The 3,785-nt window shown below is 48.8% G+C and carries 2 protein-coding genes and 1 pseudogene; 2 read left to right on the top strand and 1 reads right to left on the bottom strand.

Annotated elements, in window-relative coordinates; all coding sequences use genetic code 11:
* The first annotated feature begins 81 nt into the window (after positions 1–81).
* A complete protein-coding gene (locus OGY18_RS03455) occupies positions 82–639 on the top strand; it encodes a recombinase family protein (protein WP_119940588.1) in 558 nt (185 codons plus the stop codon).
* Between the two features lie 111 nt (positions 640–750).
* Positions 751–2,712 (top strand): annotated as a pseudogene (locus OGY18_RS03450) (Tn3 family transposase); the annotation flags it as partial.
* Between the two features lie 288 nt (positions 2,713–3,000).
* Here OGY18_RS03450 and OGY18_RS03445 read toward each other — a convergent pair.
* On the bottom strand, positions 3,001–3,357 hold the full coding sequence (locus OGY18_RS03445) for a cupin domain-containing protein (protein ID WP_000215515.1): 357 nt from the start codon (positions 3,355–3,357) through the stop codon (positions 3,001–3,003).
* Positions 3,358–3,785 lie beyond the last annotated feature (428 nt).

Here is a 3,785-nt window from a genome sequence, read left to right as displayed (position 1 = left end):
CTTCTCCCAAACCAACATTTTTGAGAATGACCATCTAGCTCACCAGTGGCATGCTTTCTGCCTTTTGCAGGGGATAAAACCATGCTTATTGGGTATGTCAGGGTGTCAACAAATGACCAGAACACCGCATTGCAGCGAACCTCGCTGGAATGCGCAGGATGTGAACTGATATTTGAAGACAAGATCAGCGGAAAAACCTCGGAGCGTCCAGGGCTAAAGCGAGTGCTTAAGACCCTGGGAAAGGGGGATACGCTTGTGGTATGGAAACTAGATCGCCTTGGGCGCAGCATGCGGCATCTTGTCCTGCTGGTAGAGGAGTTGCGGGACAGAGATATCAATTTTCGCAGCCTGACCGACAGTATAGATACGTCAACGCCAATGGGACGTTTCTTCTTTCACGTTATGGGGGCGTTGGCTGAGATGGAGCGTGAGTTAATTGTGGAACGCACAAGAGCCGGTCTTGCGGCTGCCAGGGCTCAAGGTAGGGTGGGAGGAAGACGCCCAAAATTTACATCGGAACAGTGGGAGCAGATGGGGAGATTAATTGCAGCTGGAGAGTCACGCCAGCGAGTTGCACTCATTTTTGATGCTGGTATATCCACCCTTTATCGTAGGTTCCCGGCTTCATCATTTGAATGAGATAAGCTGCGTGGCGTTTTAATTTGCACCGTGCGCAATAGCGGTTTTTCGCTCGTTTGCTGCAGTGCATAATTTAATGCGTTTCGGTGCGAAAAATTTCGCCGCGCTACACGAAAATCAATTTTTTCCTGCATTTCCAAAGAAAGACTGGCTGAGTCGGTAAAAATGGTCAATGAGTTGGCCCGACCGGCAGACAATAATTTCCAAGATGAAATGATTGAACAATATGGGCGCGTTCGCCGTTTTCTACCCAGAGTTCTTCGGGAATTAACTTTTCTGGCCGCCCCGGCGGGAGAACATACTCTGGCAGCTTTTAACTATTTATCGTCGCTAGGCGCTTCAAGAAAGCACATCCTTGACGATGCTCCAAAAAATATTATTACCGGCCCCTGGAAGCGTTTGGTTTTTGACGAAGAAGGCCGAGTAAGACGGCCTGGCTATTCACTATGTCTACTTGAGCGGTTTCAGGATGCATTAAGGCGGCGGGATATTTATCTTGAGAATAGCGATCGTTGGGGAGATCCACGGTCAAAGCTATTACAAGGGACAGAATGGCAAGCTCAACGCGTCTCTGTCTGTCGAGCATTAGGCCACCCTGTCAATGCTCAGCAGGCAACAGAAAAGCTTGCTCAGCAGTTAGATTTTGCCTGGAAAGCGGTAGCTGATAGCTTTGATGATAATGCGTCAGTCCATATCGAATACGGGGGGAAACATCCTACGTTGACTATCAGCAGCCTAGAGAAACTGGATGAATCACCAAGTCTGATAGCTCTCAACAGACAAGTCAGAGGTCTTTTACCTTTGGTGGATCTGACTGAGCTCTTACTGGAAATCAATGCCCATACAGGATTTGCCGAAGAATTTACTCATGTCAGCGAGTCTAATGCGCGAGCGAAAGATCTGCATATCAGCATTTGTGCTGTATTACTGGCAGAAGCCTGCAACATTGGCTTTGAACCATTAATTAAGCACAATATTCCATCATTAACCCGGCATCGTCTTAGTTGGGTGAAACAAAATTATTTTCGGTCAGAAACCCTTATCAAAGCGAATGCTCGCCTGGTTGATTACCAGGCTACGCTCAGTCTCGCTCAGCGATGGGGTGGTGGAGAGGTCGCATCTGCTGATGGTATGCGTTTTGTTACGCCAGTAAAAACGATTAACGCCGGACCCAATAGAAAATACTTTGGCTCTGATCGTGGAATTACCTGGTACAACTTTATCTCCGATCAGTTTTCTGGTTTTCACGGCATTGTTGTCCCAGGTACGTTGAGAGACTCAATCTTTGTTCTGGAGGGTTTACTTGAACAGCAAACGGGGTTAAATCCACAGGAAATTATGACTGATACAGCAGGTGCCAGTGATTTGATATTCGGTCTGTTCTGGTTGTTGGGATACCAGTTTTCCCCACGTCTGGCGGATGCCGGAGATGCCGTTTTCTGGCGAGTGGATAAAAATGCGAATTACGGCCCTCTCGATGAATTGGCCCGTGGTTGCATCAATCTAGCACTGATTGAGGCTAACTGGGACGATATGATGCGGATTGCGGGTTCTCTTAAATTGGGAACTGTACAAGCATCAGAGCTAATCCGTAGTTTATTGAAGAGCACGCGCCCGTCTAGTTTGGCGCAGGCCATCATTGAAGCTGGGCGAATAAATAAAACGCTATACCTGCTGAATTATATTGATGATGAAGATTATCGTCGCCGAATACTAACGCAACTAAACCGGGGTGAAGGGAGACACAGTGTGGCTCGCGCCATTTGCCATGGTCAACGTGGTGAAATCAGAAAACGCTATCGCGAAGGGCAAGAGGATCAACTTGGATCATTGGGACTGGTAACAAATACTGTTGTTTTATGGAATACGCTGTATATGCAGGAAGCCCTTGGACATATTAATACAGATAGCCAGCCTACTGAAATTAACGAAGAAGATATATCCAGATTATCACCGCTGATGCACGGTCATATCAATATGTTAGGGCATTACTCATTCACCTTGTCTGAAAACGTGATGAATGGTGAATTAAGGCCTTTAAATCAACATGTTAATGAATATGTAGACTCTTAGCGTAGGTTTTCGCCCCATTGGACCTCAAACCCCTAACGTAGTGGTCTCCAAGAACATTCAGGACTGATCCCAGGCGTCGATGGTCAAGACCTGATCGGCAGGACAGGCGGCTACGCGGTCGGGAACTGGATGGTGTTCAGTCTCATGCCGACCCCATTCGATTGATCGCGTCGCTTGCGGCACGCTGCGACGCAAGGAGGTTTGCGACCTGGTTTAGCAGCCGTGTCCGCTGCATGTCTGTTACCTATCTCCCCGACCGCTCATTGGACCAACTCCAGAGATTGGGCTCTATCGCTCAGCCAATACGAAACCGGCATTGGCTGATGCCACAACCGAGACTAACACAAATGGCTCGGTACCTGTATTTCGCGCCCCGTGCACTTGGCCCGGTCTTGCCACGGCTATCTCACCTTCCCTGAGGGCACGAACAATCCCATTGCCCTGAAAGTAATCAGCCATTCCCGACAAAACAGTCCACGTGTCTTGGCCGTGAGGATGAATGTGAGCCGCAATTTCCTGCCCGGGATGGACATGCCAAACCACGATAATTGAGTCTCGGGTTTCAAGCACAACGGAACGAATAGGCTCGCCTTCGGACGGCTGAACATACTCGGCTACAGAAAATATTCTCGATTCAACAGTCATCGGAGATCCCTCTTTCACAGTGCCCCCAGACAGGCTGGATATGAGTTCTAACTCGAATTTGAACGGGAGGCTGGTCGTGCGGTCGTGCAGTTGCCGATGAGCGTGTCGGCTGCTGCTTCCTTGCCCACCAGCGAACCAGACGGTCGCATGCGCATCCTTTCTTATCGAAACTCGTTGAGATGATATGCAATCAAGAATAGAATTTCAAGAACTATTTTCGAGAATCGCAATGCCTTGATTCCCGTGCCGCGCCGGTTGCCTTGGCGGGCTTGTCACAAACCTACGTTTTCAAGAAGAAGGAAACCGCATGCCCCGCCGTTCGATCCTCTCCGCCGCCGAGCGCGAAAGCCGGCACTGTTGCAAAGTTAGCGATGAGGCAGCCTTTTGTCTTATTCAAAGGCCTTACATTTCAAAAACTCTGCTTACCA

The organism is Citrobacter sp. Cpo142 (assembly GCF_030332425.1).
Lineage (GTDB): Bacteria > Pseudomonadota > Gammaproteobacteria > Enterobacterales > Enterobacteriaceae > Citrobacter > Citrobacter portucalensis.
This window is presented reverse-complemented; position numbering and strand designations above follow the sequence as displayed.